The 16,236-nt window shown below is 72.1% G+C and carries 14 protein-coding genes; 13 read left to right on the top strand and 1 reads right to left on the bottom strand.

From position 1 onward, the window contains the following. The first annotated feature begins 37 nt into the window (after window positions 1-37). From BQ7106_RS03305 to ffh, 12 genes are all read left to right on the top strand, one after another. A complete protein-coding gene (locus tag BQ7106_RS03305) occupies window positions 38-2,158 on the top strand; it encodes an ATP-dependent DNA helicase RecG (RefSeq protein ID WP_240307419.1) in 2,121 nt (706 codons plus the stop codon). After that, window positions 2,155-2,742, top strand: coding sequence for an RsmD family RNA methyltransferase (locus BQ7106_RS03300; protein WP_072371221.1), 588 nt, complete (start codon window positions 2,155-2,157; stop codon window positions 2,740-2,742). Before BQ7106_RS03305 ends, BQ7106_RS03300 begins: the two co-directional genes overlap by 4 nt. Continuing rightward, window positions 2,739-3,272, top strand: coding sequence for a pantetheine-phosphate adenylyltransferase (gene coaD / locus BQ7106_RS03295; RefSeq protein WP_072371218.1), 534 nt, complete (start codon window positions 2,739-2,741; stop codon window positions 3,270-3,272). Before BQ7106_RS03300 ends, coaD begins: the two co-directional genes overlap by 4 nt. Before the next feature lie 168 nt (window positions 3,273-3,440). Next, window positions 3,441-3,938: an ATPase gene (locus BQ7106_RS03290; protein ID WP_072371215.1), complete on the top strand. Its 498-nt coding sequence runs from the start codon at window positions 3,441-3,443 to the stop codon at window positions 3,936-3,938. A gap of 2 nt (window positions 3,939-3,940) precedes the next feature. After that, on the top strand, window positions 3,941-4,513 hold the full coding sequence (locus BQ7106_RS03285; RefSeq protein WP_072371212.1) for a YceD family protein: 573 nt from the start codon (window positions 3,941-3,943) through the stop codon (window positions 4,511-4,513). Window positions 4,514-4,692: 179 nt separating this feature from the next. After that, the gene (gene rpmF / locus BQ7106_RS03280) at window positions 4,693-4,872 is read left to right on the top strand and encodes a 50S ribosomal protein L32 (RefSeq protein ID WP_072371208.1); all 180 of its coding nucleotides are present in this window, start codon (window positions 4,693-4,695) and stop codon (window positions 4,870-4,872) included. A 670-nt stretch (window positions 4,873-5,542) separates the two neighbouring features. Beyond that, the gene (gene plsX, locus BQ7106_RS03275) at window positions 5,543-6,526 is read left to right on the top strand and encodes a phosphate acyltransferase PlsX (protein ID WP_072371205.1); all 984 of its coding nucleotides are present in this window, start codon (window positions 5,543-5,545) and stop codon (window positions 6,524-6,526) included. A 91-nt stretch (window positions 6,527-6,617) separates the two neighbouring features. After that, window positions 6,618-6,857 (top strand): acyl carrier protein, encoded by a 240-nt coding sequence (locus BQ7106_RS03270; protein ID WP_072371202.1) that lies wholly within the window; start codon window positions 6,618-6,620, stop codon window positions 6,855-6,857. Between the two features lie 16 nt (window positions 6,858-6,873). Continuing rightward, window positions 6,874-7,602: a ribonuclease III gene (gene rnc / locus BQ7106_RS03265; RefSeq protein WP_072371199.1), complete on the top strand. Its 729-nt coding sequence runs from the start codon at window positions 6,874-6,876 to the stop codon at window positions 7,600-7,602. Window positions 7,603-7,618: 16 nt separating this feature from the next. Next, window positions 7,619-11,155, top strand: coding sequence for a chromosome segregation protein SMC (smc, locus tag BQ7106_RS03260; protein WP_072371196.1), 3,537 nt, complete (start codon window positions 7,619-7,621; stop codon window positions 11,153-11,155). Continuing rightward, window positions 11,156-12,058, top strand: a complete 903-nt coding sequence (gene ftsY, locus BQ7106_RS03255; RefSeq protein ID WP_072371192.1) for a signal recognition particle-docking protein FtsY — start codon at window positions 11,156-11,158, stop codon at window positions 12,056-12,058. It abuts the gene before it with no gap. 2 nt (window positions 12,059-12,060) lie between these two features. After that, window positions 12,061-13,422, top strand: coding sequence for a signal recognition particle protein (gene ffh, locus BQ7106_RS03250; protein WP_072371190.1), 1,362 nt, complete (start codon window positions 12,061-12,063; stop codon window positions 13,420-13,422). A gap of 248 nt (window positions 13,423-13,670) precedes the next feature. On the opposite strand, the gene BQ7106_RS03245 is transcribed toward ffh, so the two are convergent. Next, a complete protein-coding gene (locus BQ7106_RS03245; protein ID WP_072372025.1) occupies window positions 13,671-15,236 on the bottom strand; it encodes a L,D-transpeptidase in 1,566 nt (521 codons plus the stop codon). A gap of 121 nt (window positions 15,237-15,357) precedes the next feature. Between BQ7106_RS03245 and BQ7106_RS03240 the strand changes: the two genes are divergently transcribed. After that, window positions 15,358-16,176, top strand: coding sequence for a TrmH family RNA methyltransferase (locus BQ7106_RS03240; protein WP_072371187.1), 819 nt, complete (start codon window positions 15,358-15,360; stop codon window positions 16,174-16,176). The last annotated feature ends 60 nt before the right edge of the window (window positions 16,177-16,236 follow it).

The raw sequence follows: 16,236 nt of genomic DNA, 5'->3' as shown, positions 1-16,236 counted from the left end.
GGGTCGCCTCCCGACCATACCGTCCGCAGCAGAGAGGGTGCAGCGAACCTGCGCCCTCTCTGACTCTGTGTCGCGCCTGCGCTACGTCTCGGGCGCGCGCCAGGCGGCGCTCGAGCGCCTCGGCGTCCGACGCGTGCGCGACCTGCTGCTCCACGTGCCCCACCGCTACCTCGACTTCACGCGCGTGACCAAGATCGCCTACGCCGACGTCGGCCAGGAGGTCACCGTGGTCGCGCGCGTGGACCGCGTGAGCCTCAAGCGCCCGAGGCCGCGCATGCAGATCGTGGAGCTCTCCGTCATCGACGACACGGGCGTGCTCGTCGCGTCGTTTTTCCGCCAGCCCTGGATCGCCGAGCAGGTGAAGGCCGGCGACACGGTGGCCCTCTCGGGCAGGGTCGAGTTCTCCTACGGCTTCAAGCGCATGAAGTCCCCGTTCCACGAGGTCGTGTCCTCGGGAGGGGGCGCCGCCTACGCGCGCGTGCTGCCGGTGCACCCGGTGGGGGAGGGGCTCAGCGTGCCGTGGATGCGCCGCATCGTATCGGCGGCGCTCTGCGACGTGGGCGACGTCTGCGACTGGCTGCCCGCGAGCCTCTCGAGCGGGCGCGGCCTCATGACGCTCGCGCGCGCCCTGCGCGAGGTGCACTTCCCGGCGTCGGTCGCCTCGGCCGAGCGCGCGCGGCGGCGCCTCGCCTACGACGAGCTGCTCTGCCTGCAGCTCGCCCTGCTCACGCGTCGCAGCGTCGAGCTCGCGGGCGTCGAGCCCTCCACGCACGTCACGGACGGCCCGCACATGGAGGCCCTTCTCCGTGCCCTGCCCTTCTCGCTCACCGACGAGCAGCGCACGGCCGCCGACGAGATCCTCGCCGACATGGCCGCGCCGCACGTCATGAACCGGCTGCTGCTGGGCGACGTCGGAACGGGCAAGACCGCCGTGGCGGCCGTCGCCCTCGCGGCCGTGGCCGACACCGGCACCCAGGCCGCCGTCATGGCCCCCACCTCCGTCCTTGCCCGCCAGTACGCCGAGAAGCTCGGCCCCGTGCTCGACGCCGCGCGCGTGAGCTGGGCCCTCGTCACCGGGGCCACGCCCACCGACGAGCGGGCGCTCACGGCGCTGGCCTGCGAGCGCGGCGAGCTCTGCGTGCTGTTCGGCACCACGGCGCTGCTCTCCGAGGACATCGCGTTCTCGGCGCTCTCGCTCGTGGTCATCGACGAGCAGCACCGCTTCGGCGTCGACCAGCGCGCGGCCCTGCGGCGCAAGGGGGCGGGGGCGGACCTGCTGGCCATGACCGCGACGCCCATCCCGCGCACGCTCGCGCTCTCGATCTACGGCGACGTCTCGCTCTCGACGATCCGCCGGCGCCCGCGCGCGGGGGCCGGCGTCACCACGCGCGTCATCACGCCCGACAGCCTCGACCTCGCCTGGGGCGCCGTGCGCGACGCCGTTGCCGCGGGCCACCAGGCCTACGTCATCTGCCCGCTCGTCGACTCGGACGACGACGGCTCGGCGCTCGACGACGTCCCGGAGGCCCTGCGCTCGACGGGGGGCCGGCCGCGCTCCGCGGTGGCCACGCTCGACGAGCTCAGGGGCCAGATCATCCCCGACATCCCCTGCGACCTGCTCACCGGTCGCATGACGGCGGGCGAGAAGGACCTCGCGATGGAGCGCTTCCGCTCCGGCGCCACCAAGGTGCTCGTGGCGACGACCGTCGTCGAGGTGGGCGTTGACGTCCCCAACGCAACGGCGATGGTGGTGCTCGACGCCGACCGCTTCGGCCTCGCGACGCTGCACCAGCTGCGCGGCCGCGTCGGCCGCGGCGACGCGCCGGGCACCGTGCTCCTGAGCTGCGCCGCCAAGCGCGACAGCCGCGCCCGCCAGCGCCTCGCCGCGCTCGAGGCGACCTCGGACGGCTTCGAGCTCGCCGAGCTCGACCTGCGCCTGCGACACGAGGGCGAGGTTCTGGGGTATCGTCAGAGCGGCGGCGTGAGCCTCGAGATCTCCGACCTCGAGGCCGACGCCGACCTCGTCGAGCTCGCGCACGCCGACGCGCGCGCCATCGCGGCCGACGACCCGCGCCTCGCCGCGCCCGCGCACCGCGCGATGGCGATCGAGGTGCGCGACAGGTTTGGCGCCTACTTCGAGGAGCTGGAGCGAGCATGAGGATCGTAGGGGGAAGGTGGCGCGGCCGCCAGATCGAGGCGCCGCGCGGGCGGGGCGTCACGCGCCCCACCACGGACAGGACGCGCGAGCAGGTTGCCTCGATGGTGCTGTCGGCGCGCGGCCTCGACCTTACGGGCGACTCCGTGCTCGACGCCTTCGCCGGGTCGGGCGCCATGGGCCTCGAGCTGCTCTCGCGCGGCGCGGCGCACGCGACCCTCACGGACGCCGACCGCGGCGCCGTCGCGCGCATCCGCCGCAGCGCCGCGGCGCTCGGCGCGCGACCGGACGAGCTCTCGGCCCTCGCCGGCGACGTCTTCGCGCTCGCGGCGCGCGGGCTTCCCGGCGCGCCCTTCGACGTCGTGTTCCTCGATCCCCCCTACGCGCTCGACGCCGGGCGCGTGTCCGCCCTCGTGGACGGCCTCGCCGCCTCCGGCCAGCTCTCGGACGGCGCCGTGGTCGTCTACGAGCACGCCGCCGACGCCCCCGGCCTCGCGTGCGCCTGCCTCGAGCCCGTGCGCTCCAGGCGCCACGGCATCTCCTGCGTCGACCTCCTGACCGCCCGCGTCGAAAGGGACGCCTCATGACCTCGCACGACCCCGCGCGCCCCGTCGGCGCGACCATCAGCCACGTCGTCGTCCCGGGGACCTTCGACCCCGTGACCCTCGGCCACATCGACGTCATCAGGCGCGCGCGGCGCCTCTTCCCGCGCGTGACCGTCGCGGTCGCCGCCTCCGTCAACAAGAACGGCCGCGGCACCACGTTCACGCTCGACGAGCGGGTCCAGATGATCCGGGAGGCCATCGCGCTCGAGGGCCTGCCCCCCGACGTTGAGGTCGCCCCCTTCACGGGGCTTCTCGTCAACTTCTGCAAGGAGATCGGCGCGGGCGGCGTGGTCAAGGGCCTGCGCGCGATGACCGACTTCGAGTACGAGCTGCAGCAGGCCGACCTCAACAGCCACATGGCGCCCGACCTCGAGAGCGTCTTCGTCATGTCGAGCCCGCAGTACGGCTACGTCTCGTCCTCGATCGTGCGCGAGATCGCGGCGATGGGGTCGGACGTGCGCATCCTCGTGCCGGCGAACGTCGCCGAGCGCCTCAGCGAGCGCTACGCCTGAGGGCGCGCGTCCGCTCGCGGCGCCGCGGCCCCGCGTCCTTCTCCGCGCCCCTCGCGCCGCGGCGTCACGACACCGTCACGCGTTGCCGCAGACAATCTGCTAACATGTCCCCTAAATGGGTCGATTCGCGCAGCCATGCGTCGATGAATCACGTGAAAGGAACCATAGATGCAGCCAGGTGAGGAAATCGAGAGCTTGGTGGATGAGCTCGAGCAGATCGTGAGCGAGGCCAAGTCCCCGCTCATGGACAGCGGCCAGAAGAAGATCGTGGACGCCCAGGACATCTACGAGATCCTCGACGAGATGCGCCGCGTCTTTCCGCAGGAGTTCCAGGACGCCCGCCGCATCCTCAAGGAGGAGCAGGAGACGCTCGACCGCGCCCAGCAGCAGGCGAACTCCATCATCGCCGATGCCCAGCAGCAGGCCATGATCCTCGCGGGCGACCAGGAGATCGTGCGCCTCGCCCAGCAGCAGGCCGAGGGGATCCGCGACCAGGCCGCCCAGTACGAGCGCGACACCCGCTACAACGCGGAGGAGTACGCCGACACGGTCCTCGCGCACCTCGAGGAGAACCTCAAGAGCCTCACGAGCTCCGTCTCGCGCGTGCGCCAGACGCTCGACGAGAACTCCGGCCCGCGCAACACCACCAACAACGTGCCCTGGTAGCCATGGACGCGCTGATCTTCGCGCTCGACGAGCGGCTCGCCAACCCCGGTGACACCTGGTCGGTGGGCGGGCACCTCGACGAGACCGGCTACGAGCTCGGCGACCACGAGTTCGCGCTGCCCCAGGGCATCGACTACGACGTCGTGCTCACCAACGCCGGCGAGGGGATCCTCGCGACGGGGCTCGTCCGCGCCCACGTGGTGGGCACCTGCGACCGCTGCCTCGAGGACGCCGAGTTCGACGTCGCCGGCGAGGTCGACGGCTACTACCTCTTCGAGGAGCCCGAGCGGCTCGCCGAGGACGAGGACGAGGCGGACTACGAGCTCGTGCTGCCCGACCGCACGATCGACCTCTCGGGGGCGCTGCTCGCCGCGCTCGTGATGGAGACGCCCTTCGTGGTGCTCTGCCGCGAGGACTGCCTCGGGCTCTGCCCGGTGTGCGGCGCCAACCTCAACGAGGGGGACTGCGGACACGTGGCGCAGCTCGAGGAGCGGCGCGAGCGCGAGCGGCTCGAGTCCTCGCCGTTCGCCGCGCTCGCGGGGCTCGACTTCGGCGAGGGCGACCAGGAGGGGTGACGCCTCCGCGCGCTCGCCCGAGGCGTCGTCGCGGGGTCCCGATGTGCTTCCGCGTGAAGAATTGCTGATGAGCCGTTTCGCGCGGGGGACAGTCGTGGTATAGTGTCTCCTCGCATGACTCAGACACGCCTGCCGCTGCGCGAGCGGAGGGGCAGAGGTTTTGGACAGGAGAGTTTGACATGGCAGTACCCAAGCAAAAGAAGGGCCGCGGCGCCACCCACACCCGTCGTTCGGCCAACAGCAAGGTCTCGGCCGCGGCTCGTTCCGTGTGCCCGCAGTGCGGCGCCCCCAAGCTTCCGCACCACGTGTGCCCCAACTGCGGTCACTACAAGGACCGCGAGGTCATCGTCACCGAGTAGTCCGCCGCGCGGCATGACGCACCTTCGAGGCCGGCCCAGCAATGGGTCGGCCTCTTTGCGTGGCGTCGATCAGGTCGCCCCGTGCGGGGTCCGCCGGGGCGCGGGGGCCGCGTTGCCCGCGCGGGGGTCGCGTTGCCCGCGCGTCCGCCCCGCCCGCGCGCGCACGCCCCGCCCGCGCGTCCATGCCACGTTTCCTGCGCGTGTGCCCGCTCCGCTCGCGTGTGCCCGACCGCGCCCGTGCCCGCCCCGGTCGCGCGCGTGCCCGACCGCCCGCGCGTCTATGCCACGTTTCCCGCACCATTGGGTGTTTTGGGGCTCCCGCGCTCACGGGAGGGCCAGTTTTGTCAGGAGACCGCCCTGATTGGGTACTCCCTCGGGTCGAAATGCTCGGTCGGGGGAGGTTCGATCACCCTCGTGGAACCTCAACACACAATAAGAGGGCGAGAAGAACATGCAAGAGATTAATCTGTTCCACAACGCGTGACCGCCCGGTCGCGGGAACATCAAAGGTTATACCCAATCGCATGGGTGAGCTGACAAACTCGCCTCCTCGCCGTCCCGCACCTCCTCGCTGCCCGCGACCTGCCGACTCTCCCGCGCCCCGCACCCCGCCGCCCGCGATGCGTCATAATAGAGCGGTTGAACCGCGAGCCAGAGCCAAGGAGGCAGCATGACCACCATCTGCGTTGACGTCATGGGTGCGGACAAGGAGCCCGCCGTCCTGCTCGAGGGCGTCGCCATGGCGCTTGCCGACGACCCCGACCTCGAGGTCCTCGTCGCCGGGTCGGCCGACGTCGTCGAGCCGTTCTGCGCGTCGCACGCGCGCGCCCGCGCGCTCGTCACCACCGAGGTCATCGCCATGTCCGAGCACCCCGCACAGGCCGTGCGCAAGAAGAAGGACGCGAGCATCGTGCGCGCCGCCGCGGCGGTGCACGCCGGCGAGGCGGACGGCCTCTTCTCCGCCGGCTCCACGGGCGCGGTGCTGACCGCCGCCACCTTCGGCGTGGGTCGCATCAGGGGCGTCAAGCGCCCCGCGCTCTCGCTGCCCTTCCCGGGCATCTCGGGAAGGAGCACCGTCTTTTTGGACATGGGCGCCAACGCGGACGTCAAGCCCGACGTGATGGTGCAGTTCGCCCACATGGGGCGCGCCTACGCCCACGCCGTCCTCGGCGTCGAGAACGCGCGCGTCGGCCTGCTCTGCAACGGCTCCGAGGACACCAAGGGCTCCGAGATGGCGCTCGCCTACCACGAGGCGCTCGCCGCCGGCAACTGCGGCTTCGCGGGCAACGCCGAGGGCACCGACCTGCTCGCGGGCACCTTCGACGTCATCGTGGCGGACGGCTTCACCGGAAACGTCGCCCTCAAGTCCATCGAGGGCACCGGCAAGTTCGTCGTCAAGCGGCTCAAGGCCGCGATGGGGGAGTCGCTCGGCAACAAGATCGGCATGGCGCTGCTCGCCAGGTCGCTCAAGTCCCTCGCCGCCGAGATGTCCGGCGACGAGTACGGCGGCGCGATCCTGCTGGGGCTGCGCGCGCCGGTCGTGAAGGGGCACGGCGCGACGAGCGCCCAGGCCGTCCGCAAGGGCACGCTCGCGGCCGCCGCGGCGGTTCGGGCCGGCCTGGTGGAGAAGATCGCCGCGGCCTGCGAGCTGTAGCGGCGACGCGCGGCGCGCCCGCGGCCCGGCGACGGTCGCATCGGGGCGGGCGCGGGGTAGAATAGGGCAAGCCCAGAAGCTAGGAGGAACCATGGATCGCGACGCAATTCTCGCAAAGGTCATCGAGGTCGTCGACGACACGCTCTCGCTCGGAGACGACGTCACCCTCGACGAGTCCACCAACCTCAAGGAGCTCGGTGCGGACTCCTTCGACCTGCTCGAGCTCGTCACCGCGCTCGAGGACGAGTTCTCCATGACGTTCGCCGACGACGCCGTCGGCTCCATCGCCACCGTCGGCCAGGTCGTCGACGCCATCGCAGGCGCCCAGTGAGCGGGGGGCACGTTCGTTGAAGATGCACCAGCGGGTGGCCGAGGCCGAGCGGGTCTGCGGCCACCACTTTGAGAGGCGCGAGCTCATCGAGTCCGCGCTCACGCACCCCTCGGCCGCCGAGGGGATGCCCGTGTCCGCCTCCTACGAGCGGCTGGAGTTTCTCGGCGACTCGATCCTGGGCGCCATCGTGGCCAGGGACCTCTTCGAGCGCTTCCCCGACATGGACGAGGGGGCCCTCACCCAGGCCAAGATCAGCCTCGTCTCGGGCAAGATGCTCTCGAGCGTGGCCGAGCGCCTCGGCGTCGCCGAGCTCATCGTCATGGGGGAGTCCGAGAAGGGCACGGGGGCGCGCGGCATGCACTCGGCGCTCGAGAACGTCTACGAGGCCATCGTCGGCGCGCTCTACCTCGACGCCGGCTACACCGCCACGCACGAGTTCGTGATGCGGACCCTCGGCCCCGAGGTCTCGCCCGCGCTCGCGCGCAAGCCCATCAGCCCCAAGTCGCGCCTGCAGGAGGTCACGCAGCGCGAGCTGCACTGCGGTCCCGAGTACCGCCTCGTCGCCGAGGAGGGGCCCGCCCACGACCCCACCTTCACGTCCGTGGTGATGGTCGAGGGGCGTCGCGTCGGCCGCGGCACGGGCTCCTCGAAGAAGTCCTCCGAGAGCGCCGCCGCCATCGACGCGCTCGTCTCCCTCGGCTACGCCGAGCGGGACGACTTCGAGGGCGCCGGCACCACCAACTAGCGCAGGGGGACGCCGCGTGTACCTGAAGTCGCTGACACTCAAGGGGTTCAAGTCCTTCGCCGACCGGACGCAGATGGTGTTCGACCCCGGCCTCACGGTCGTGGTCGGGCCCAACGGCTCCGGCAAGTCAAACGTCTCCGACGCGATCCTGTGGGTCCTCGGCGAGCAGAGCGCCAAGCAGCTGCGCGGCCAGGCCATGGAGGACGTCATCTTCTCGGGCTCGTCCGCGCGCGGCGCGGTCGGCGTGGCCGAGGTCACGCTCGTGCTCGACAACTCCGACCACACGCTGCCCATCGACTTCACCGAGGTGGGCGTCACGCGGCGGATGTACCGCTCGGGCGAGTCGGAGTACCTCATCAACGGGGCCCCCTCGCGCCTCATGGACGTCCAGGACATCCTGCACGACTCGGGCCTCGGCAAGGACACACACTCGATCATCTCGCAGGGCAAGCTCGACTCGATCCTCTCGAGCCGCCCCGAGGAGCGGCGCGCCCTCATCGAGGAGGCCGCCGACATCTCGAAGCACCGCCGCCGCAAGGAGCGCAGCCAGCGCAAGCTCGTCTCCATGGACGAGAACCTCACCCGGGCCAAGCTCCTCTCGCGCGAGCTCGCGCGGCAGCTGAGGCCGCTCGAGCGCCAGGTCGACAAGGCCCAGCGCGCCCGCGCGCTCGAGGACGAGCTCAGGGAGCTCACCACGCAGCTCGCCGTCGACGACCTGCGGAGGCTCCAGGGCGCCTACGACCGGCTCGTCGCCCGCGGCCGCGAGGCCGACGCGGCCATCGAGCTCGCCCAGTACCGCTGCGACGAGAAGAACCGCGAGCTCGAGAAGCTCCAGTCCCTGCTCGAGCAGAAGGGCCTGTTCGTCGGCGACCTCGGCGAGCAGCGCCGGCGCCTCCAGGCGCAGCTCGCTCAGATGGACTCCGACATGCGCCTGCTCGAGGAGAAGGGCAAGAACATGGTCGGGCGCCTGTCCGACATGCGCATGCAGCTCTCCGCCATGCAGAAGCAGCGCGCCGACGCCCGCGAGGAGCACGAGCGCGTCGCCGGCGAGCTCTCGGACGCGCGCGTGCGCGAGCGCGACCTGCGCGCGTCGCTCGACGAGCTCTCGCGCGCCTCGCACGAGGCGGTCGCGAGGCGCCGCGCCCTCGACGACGAGCTCAGCCGCCTCTCCTCCGCCGAGCGCGCGGCCCGCACCGAGGCCGACCGCGAGACGCTCGCCTACGCCAAGCTCGAGGACCAGGTGGGCAACGCCGAGGTCGAGGACCAGATGTTCGCCTCGCGCCTCGAGCAGCTCGAGGAGACCGCCCGCACCACCTCCGAGGCCATCGCCGAGCGCTCCGACCGCAGCGCCGACCTCGCCATCGAGCTCGACGAGGCCCGCGGCCGCGCGGATGCCCTCTCCGCCGAGATATCCCGCCGCTCCTCCGAGCTCGACGCCGCCCGCGCCGAGGAGCGCGACGCCCGCGCCGCGCTCTCGTCCGCGCGGGCCACCCTCGACGCGCTGCGCTCCGTCGACGCCGACGTCGAGAAGGCGAGCCCGCTCGCGGCGAGCCTCGCGGAGCGCGCCGGGGAGGGGGTGAGGTGCCGCCTCGCCGACCTCATCGACGCCGACGAGGAGGTCGAGGGCCTCGTCGAGCAGCTGCTCGGGGATGACCTCGCCGCGCTCGTCGTGGCGGACTCCGACGCCGCCGCCCGCCTCGCGGACGAGGCGCTCTCGCTCTCCGGCACCGAGGGCCGCGCCACCATCTCCTGGCTGCGCGCCGCCGGCCGCGAGGCGGCGCCGGGCGCGCCGGGGACGCCGCTTTTGAGCCGGCTGCGCGTGGGGGACGAGGCGCGCGCCCTGATCGAGGTCCTTCTCGGCGACGTCCGCCTCGTGGGGGACGCGACCGAGGCGGTGCGCGCCCACGAGGCGGCCCCGCAGCTCACCTACGTCACGATGGACGGCGTGGCGGTGCTGCCGGACGGCAGGCTGCACGTGGGGAGCGCCCCCACGAGCGAGGCGGGCGCCCTCGAGCGCAAGCGTCGCATCCGCGCGCTCGACGAGGGGATGCCCGCGCTCGAGGAGGCGCTCGCGGCCGCCGAGGAGCGCGTCTCGGAGGGGGAGGACGGCCTCTCGGCCGCCCGCGAGCGGCTCGCGGCCGCCAAGGGGGAGCTCGCGCGCCTGAGCGCCGAGCTGAGCTCCGCCACCGCCGAGCGCGGCAGGCTCGAGGCCCAGCTCGCGAGCGCCACCTCGGAGCGCTCCCAGGTCGAGAAGCGCCGCGCCGCCGCCGCCGCGCGCGCCGCGGAGGCCCGCGGGCAGATCGACGCCCACCGCAGCGCCGCCCGCGCCGCCCGCGAGCGCGCCGACGCCCTCGCGACCGAGCTCTCCGAGCGCTCCGACGAGCACCAGGACGCCGTCGCGCAGCAGGGGAGGGCGAGCCGCGAGCTCTCCGACGCGCGCCTCGAGCTCGCCATGACGAGCGAGCGCCGCGCCAACCTCGAGACCCGCGAGCGCGACCTCGCGCGCCGCGCCGACGACCTCGCCGCGCGCATCGTGGCGACCGAGCGCAGCTCGCGCTCCCTCGAGGTCGTCCGCCTGCGCGTCGACCCGCTGCACGACCGCTACGACGCCGTGCGCACGCGCGCCCTCGAGTGGGCGGCGCGCCTCAAGGACCGCGCCTCGCTCGCCGAGGCCGACTCCGACTCGCTCAAGCGCACCATCGGCTCCGCCCGCGAGGCCGCCGCGGCCGCGTCGGAGGAGCTCGACGCCGCCCGCGAGGCCGCGTCGGAGGTCAAGGTCGACCTCGGGCGGCTCGAGGTGCAGGTCGAGGGCGCCATCAACGCCATCACGGCGACCGGCGCCGTTCTCGACGAGGCACTTCTGGTCCCCGAGCCCGAGGACCGGGACGCCGCCGAGCGCCGCGTCGCCGAGCTGCGGCGCCAGATCGAGTCGATCGGGCCGGTCAACGCCGTCGCCATGGACGAGTACCAGCGCCTCAAGGAGCGCGCGGACTACATCGGCGAGCAGGTCGCCGACCTCGAGGCGGCGCGGGCGTCCCTGAAGAAGATCACGGCCGCCATCGACCGCAAGATGCGCACGCGCTTCCTCGCGGTCTTCGACCGGGTGAACGAGAACTTCTCGGAGATCTTCTCGCTGCTGTTCCCGGGCGGCCAGGCCCACATCGAGATGACCGACCCGGACAACCCCTCCGAGACCGGCATCGAGATCGTGGCGCAGCCGCGCGGCAAGCGCATCGCCAAGATGATGCTCATGAGCGGCGGCGAGAAGTCCCTCACGGCGCTCGCGCTGCTCTTCGCGGTCTACAAGGTGCGCACCGTGCCGTTCTACGTGTTCGACGAGGTTGAGGCCGCGCTCGACGACTCCAACCTCTCCAAGCTGCTCGACGCCATCGAGCGGCTCAAGGAAACCACGCAGCTCATCGTCATCTCGCACCAGAGGCGGACGATGGAGCAGGCGGACGTCCTCTACGGCGTGTCGATGCAGGCGGACGGCGTGAGCCGCGTCGTCTCGCAGCGCCTCGACCACGCCACCGGAAAGGTGGTTGATGCGTAAATGGGATTTCTCGACAGCCTCAAGGCGGGCCTGCAGCGATCGCGCGAGGCCCTCAACGAGATCTTCTACATGGGCGGCGAGGTCGACGAGGACTTCTGGGAGGACCTCGAGGACACGCTCGTCATGGGCGACATGGGCGCCGAGGTCGCCATGCGCGTGACCGACGACCTGCGCGAGCAGGCCGCGCGCGAGAACCTCACCCGCGCCGAGCAGCTTCGCGACGCCCTGGCGCGCCGCCTCGCCCAGGAGTTCCCCGCGGCCGCGCGCGACCCCTTCACCGACCTGCCCTCGTGCGTGCTCTTCGTGGGCATCAACGGCGCCGGCAAGACCACCACGGTGGGCAAGCTCGCCGGGCGCGCCCGCGAGGCGGGCGTCGAGTGCCTGATCGGCGGGGCGGACACGTTCCGCGCGGCGGCGATCGAGCAGCTCGAGGTCTGGGGCCGGCGCGCGGGCGTCGAGGTGGTCACGCGCGAGCGCGGCGCGGACCCCGCGAGCGTGTGCTACGACGTGGTGGACGAGGCCGAGCGCCGCGGGAGCCGCCTTGTGCTCATCGACACCGCCGGGCGCCTGCACACCTCCTCCGACCTCATGCGCGAGCTCGCCAAGGTGGTGGGGGTCACCCGCAAGCGCTGCCAGTCCATGCCCGTCTCGGTGGTGCTCGTGATCGACGCCACCACCGGCCAGAACGGCCTCAACCAGGCGCGCGAGTTCAACGACGCCCTCGAGCTCGACGGCATCATCGTCACCAAGCTCGACGGGACCGCCAAGGGCGGCATCGCGCTCGCCATCTCCAGCCAGCTGGGCCTGCCCATCTACCGCATCGGCGTGGGCGAGACCCTCGACGACCTCCAGGCCTTCGACGCGCTCGAGTTCTGCCGCGCGCTCGTGGGCGAAGGGATGTAGCCATGTTCAACTCTCTCTCCGACCGCCTCCAGGACACCTTCGAGAAGCTGCGCGGCAAGGGCCGCCTCACGGAGGACGACATCAACGTCGCCATGCGCGAGATCCGCATGGCCCTGCTCGAGGCGGACGTCAACTACCGCGTGGTCAAGAGCTTCGTGGGGCGCTGCAAGGAGAAGTGCCTCACGGCCGAGGTCATGGAGTCGCTCACGCCGGCGCAAAACGTCGTGAAGATCGTCCTCGACGAGCTCACCGTCCTTCTCGGCTCCACGGACTCGCGGCTCACGCTCGCGCAGAACCGCACGCCCAACGTCATCATGCTCGTCGGCCTCCAGGGCTCGGGCAAGACGACGGCCGCGGCGAAGCTCGCCTACCTGCTCAAGAGCCAGGGCCACAGCCCGTTGCTGGCGGCGTGCGACACGCACCGTCCCGCCGCGGCCGACCAGCTCGCCACCCTTGGCGGCGAGATCGGCGTGTCGGTCTACCGGGGCGACGGGCGCGACGCCGTCGCGGTGGCGCAGGGATCCATCCGCGAGGCCGTCGACCACCTCAACGACATCGTGATCGTGGACACGGCGGGGCGCCTGCAGATCGACGAGGAGATGATGGAGGAGGCCGTCGCGATCAAGCGCGCGGTGCGCCCCGACCAGATTCTCATGGTCGTCGACGCCATGACCGGACAGGACATCGTGAACGTGGTTACCGAGTTCGCCAACCGGGTGGACTTCGACGGCGTCATCATGTCCAAGCTCGACGGCGACGCCCGCGGCGGCGGCGCGCTGTCCGTGCGCGAGGTCACCGGCAAGCCGATCAAGTTCGTATCGATGGGCGAGAAGCCCGATTCGCTCGAGGTGTTCCACCCCGACCGCATGGCCAAGCGCATCCTCGGCATGGGCGACGTCGTCGGCATCATCGAGCAGGCCCAGAAGGTCGCCGACGAGCAGCAGATGGCCGACGCGGAGCGCATGCTGCGCGAGGGCTTCACGATGGACGACCTGCTCAAGCAGATGCAGCAGATCCGCAAGATGGGCGGCCTCGCCAAGATCATGGGCATGATCCCGGGCATGGAGCGCGCCATGGCGCAGGCCCCGCAGGCCGTCGACGACTCGCAGATGACGCGCATCGAGGCGATCATCCACTCGATGACGCGCGAGGAGCGGGCGCGCCCCAAGATCATCAACGGGCAGCGCCGCAAGCGCATCGCCGCCGGCTCGGGGCGCACGGTCCAGGAGGTCAACCAGCTCATCAAGCAGTGGGACGAGATGAACAAGATGATGGGCAAGATGAAGGGCCTCATGAGCCAGGGGGGCGGCAAGAAGGGCCGTCGCGCCATGCAGCAGATGATGCGCGACATGAACCTGCGCTAGCGGGGCGCCGCGCGGGCCGGGGGCCCGCGTTCGAGGCGCGCGCCGAAACGGAGCGATATGCAAAAACAGCGCCTCGATCGCGCCAGATTTTGCATTTCGCTCCGTTTCGCTGGTCGAGCCGCGCCTCCCGTGCCGCCCCGCCCGAGCCGCGCCGCCCGCAGCGTCGTCGCGCACGCGACGGCCCCCGCGGCTCGGTTGCGCCGCGGGGGCCGAGGTCCTTCTCGCCGTCTCTTCCCGACGGGCCCGCGCTACTTGTGGATGACGACCACGTCGCCCACGCGCGCGGCGTTGTAGAGCGCCTGCGCGCTCGCGTAGCTCATGCGGATGCAGCCGTGGCTGCCGTAGTACGTGTAGATGTTGCCGCCGAACGTGGACTGCCACGGGGCGTTGTGGAACCCCACGAGGTTGCCCACGACGCCGAGCCAGAAGTCGACGTGGCTGTCCCACTCCGGCTCGCCGGTCTCGGGGTCGATGGGGCCCTTGAGGTTGATGTCGCCGTCCGTGGCGCGCGACTTGCGGTTGGTGATGGTCCAGACGCCGACGGGGGTCTCCTGCCCGAGGTTGGGCTGGCCCGTGGTGATGGCCGCCTCCCAGATGACCGAGCCGTTGTCGTACATGACGGCGTGCTGCGCGGTGAGGTCGACGTCGATGTAGCGGTCAGGCCAGTCCTGCCCGCCGGGGTTGACCCTCGCAGCGGTGTAGAAGCAGGGGATGTCGACGGTCCCGGGCTGGCCGGAGCGGATGCTCTCCGCGATGAGCGTCGCCGTCGAGCCGCCGTCGATGCTCCACCCGTAGGTGCTCGCGCCGTAGCTCGGGTCGGTGCCCAGCACCGTGATGGTGCGGCCGTCGGGACGCGTGTAGGTGCGGTCCTTGCCGAGCGTGTCGAGGTAGTCCGAGAGGGCGCCGCGGCACCAGCTCTCGATCGCGGCGTCGTCGAGGCCCACCGAGAGGTCGTCGCCGATGGTGACCCAGCCCGCGATCATGTCGGGCGTGACCTCGACGACGTTGGTCCCGCTGAGGGTGAGCGTCACCGTGGCGCCCACGAGCGCGTTGGCGGCGTCGACGGCGTCCTGCAGCGCGGTCTCGGTCTCGACGCACTCGTCGCCGATGGTGAGCTCGGCCTCGCCCGCCTCGAGGGCGGCCACGATCGCGTCGGTCACGAGGTCGGAGCTCAGGCGGCTCGCCACGGCCGCCTCGTCGAGCACGAAGGCGCCCGCGTCGGCGCTGAAGGAGATGCCGTGGCCCTCGACGGTCGAGGAGGCCGCGAGCGCCTCGACGGCGGGCTCGACCACGGCGGCGACCTTGTCGCGGTCGACGCTCACGACGGGCTCGGCGGTGAGGTCGCGCTCCCCGGAGGCGAGCGCGAGCGGCCACGCCCACGGGTTCTCCTGCGCGAGGGCGTCGCGAACGTAGGCCTCGCCGTCGAGCGCGAGGCCCGCCTGCTCCGCCGTGACGGTGAGGTCGAGTCCCTTGCCGCTCGCGTGTACCTGCGTCCCGTCGAGCGACGCGCTCTTCTCCGCCGCGACCTCCTCGACGCGGCGCAGGGAGACGTCCTGGCCGTTGAGCGCGGTCCCGGGCATGAAGGTCGTCTGGAAGTAGAGGGCCCCGCCGACGTAGGCCCCGCCGAGAAGGACGAGCAGGCTCGCGGCGACGATCAGGGCGACGCGCCCGCGCCCCCGCGCCCCGCCGCCGGCCGCCCCGCCGCCGGCGGCCGCGGGCCCGGCCTTGGGCTGGACCGTCGTCTTCGAGGGGGAGGGCGCCGCCTTGGACCCCCTCGACGCTCCGGGGCCCTTCGCGGACGATGCTGGTTTCATGTGGGATGCCATGGGCTGACCCCCGTGAATCTGGTGTGTTTATGCTGTCTGCGAGTTGCTATCGTACCCTAGGACGGCGCCGCCGTCGCGACGTTTCTCGGACCTTTCCAAAGGAGGACACATGTCCCGCATAACACGGCTCGAGAGCCTGTCCGACGAGCGGCTCGACGTCTACGCGCGCCTCACGGACCACCAGCTCAGGGCGCGCGTCGAGGCGCAGCGCGGCGTGCTCGTCGCGGAGTCTCGCCTCGTGGTGGACGTGGCGCTCGACGCCGGCGTGCGGCCCGTGTCGTTTCTTGTGGACGAGCGCCAGGCGTCGAGCTGCGCGGGCCTGCTCGACCGCGCCGGCGACGACGTCCCCGCCTTCGTCCTGCCGCACGACCAGATGAAGCTCCTGACCGGCTACAACGTCACGCGCGGGTTCCTGTGCGCCATGGAGCGCCCGGCGCCGCGCTCGGTCGAGGAGGTCACGGCCGGCGCGCGGCGCGTGACGCTCGTGGAGGACCTCGTGGACGTGACCAACGTGGGCGCGCTGTTCCGCTCCGCCGCGGCGCTCGGCGCCGACGCGGTGGTGCTCTCGCCGCGCTGCGCCGACCCGCTGGTGCGGCGCGCCGTCAGGACCTCGATGGGCACCGTCTTCCAGGTGCCGTGGGCGCGCGCCGAGCGCGCGGACTGGCCGCGCGCCACGATAGGCGGCCTGCGCGAGCGCGGCTTCGCGGTCTATGCCATGGCGCTCGAGCCCGGCGCCGTCGCGCTGGACGACCCGTCGCTGCTGGCGTCCGAGCGCCGCGCGCTCGTCTTCGGCAGCGAGGGGCCCGGCCTCGCGCGCGAGACGGTCGAGGCGTGCGACCGCCCCGTCGTCATCCCGATGTCCCACGACGTCGACTCCCTCAACGTCGCCGCGTGCTCGGCCGTGGCGTTCTGGCAGCTCTTCCGGTAGGGGCCCGGGGCGACGCGCGCGGGGCGGGGCGCCGCACGGGAAGGGCCCCCGGTCGGGGGC

This window comes from Thermophilibacter mediterraneus (genome assembly GCF_900119385.1).
In the GTDB taxonomy this organism is placed as follows: domain Bacteria; phylum Actinomycetota; class Coriobacteriia; order Coriobacteriales; family Atopobiaceae; genus Thermophilibacter; species Thermophilibacter mediterraneus.
Note: the sequence above shows the minus strand (reverse complement) of the source record. Positions and strands in the feature narration are given on the sequence as shown.

What these genes read in the sequence shown, in the direction of transcription:
- BQ7106_RS03300 (WP_072371221.1), top strand. Translation starts at nt 2,155, where the DNA reads ATGAGGATCGTAGGGGGAAGGTGGCGCGGCCGCCAGATCGAGGCGCCG.
- coaD (WP_072371218.1), top strand. Translation starts at nt 2,739, where the DNA reads ATGACCTCGCACGACCCCGCGCGCCCCGTCGGCGCGACCATCAGCCAC.
- BQ7106_RS03290 (WP_072371215.1), top strand. Translation starts at nt 3,441, where the DNA reads ATGCAGCCAGGTGAGGAAATCGAGAGCTTGGTGGATGAGCTCGAGCAG.
- BQ7106_RS03285 (WP_072371212.1), top strand. Translation starts at nt 3,941, where the DNA reads ATGGACGCGCTGATCTTCGCGCTCGACGAGCGGCTCGCCAACCCCGGT.
- rpmF (WP_072371208.1), top strand. Translation starts at nt 4,693, where the DNA reads ATGGCAGTACCCAAGCAAAAGAAGGGCCGCGGCGCCACCCACACCCGT.
- plsX (WP_072371205.1), top strand. Translation starts at nt 5,543, where the DNA reads ATGACCACCATCTGCGTTGACGTCATGGGTGCGGACAAGGAGCCCGCC.
- BQ7106_RS03270 (WP_072371202.1), top strand. Translation starts at nt 6,618, where the DNA reads ATGGATCGCGACGCAATTCTCGCAAAGGTCATCGAGGTCGTCGACGAC.
- ftsY (WP_072371192.1), top strand. Translation starts at nt 11,156, where the DNA reads ATGGGATTTCTCGACAGCCTCAAGGCGGGCCTGCAGCGATCGCGCGAG.
- ffh (WP_072371190.1), top strand. Translation starts at nt 12,061, where the DNA reads ATGTTCAACTCTCTCTCCGACCGCCTCCAGGACACCTTCGAGAAGCTG.
- BQ7106_RS03245 (WP_072372025.1), bottom strand. Translation starts at nt 15,236, where the DNA reads ATGAAACCAGCATCGTCCGCGAAGGGCCCCGGAGCGTCGAGGGGGTCC.
- BQ7106_RS03240 (WP_072371187.1), top strand. Translation starts at nt 15,358, where the DNA reads ATGTCCCGCATAACACGGCTCGAGAGCCTGTCCGACGAGCGGCTCGAC.